1 protein-coding gene is annotated in these 512 nt (G+C 39.5%); it reads right to left on the reverse strand.

Features of this window, described 5'->3' with window-relative positions; all coding sequences use genetic code 11:
• Window positions 1–512 (reverse strand): BID domain-containing T4SS effector (locus tag ACFIL3_RS11340; protein WP_375682319.1); only part of this gene is annotated, 512 nt, incomplete at both ends.

The following is a 512-nucleotide window of genomic DNA, read 5'->3' on the forward strand; positions in this document are numbered from 1 at the left end:
TTTTCAGCATGTCTCACTGCATGGGCAAAATTTACAACGGCAGTACAGAGCATCTCAAGATGATTTTTAGCGTTTGCGCGTGCCTGATTTTGTAGTCCACATAAACTGAAACCTGCAAGATGAGAAATAGAGTACGGTGCTCTTTCAATCTGGTTGGCGAGCTGCTGGCCTAAGCTTGGATTTTTGATGATCTCTACCATCTGTTTGTCTAATATTTTTTCGTTACCATAAACAATTTTTGCCAATTTCTGGATCTGTTTTAAGCTTGTGTGTACGCAAGAATCTTCAGCAATCATTTCGGCTTTTTCATTTTCTGTCAAAGGAGCTAATCTTTCTTGTGGAATGAGAATGCTTTCAAGCTCTTTTGTTTTTGGGACTGTAAAGGTAAATTTGTCACCGGGTTTTAATGTTTTGAGTTGTTCTTGTGTGAGATGCTCTTTATTGCCGATGATGTAAGCGCCTTTCACATTGAAAGCAAAGCTATCATAACCAGCACCCCTATAGGTACCTGT

The organism is Bartonella sp. CE47NXGY (assembly GCF_042195415.1).
In the GTDB taxonomy this organism is placed as follows: domain Bacteria; phylum Pseudomonadota; class Alphaproteobacteria; order Rhizobiales; family Rhizobiaceae; genus Bartonella.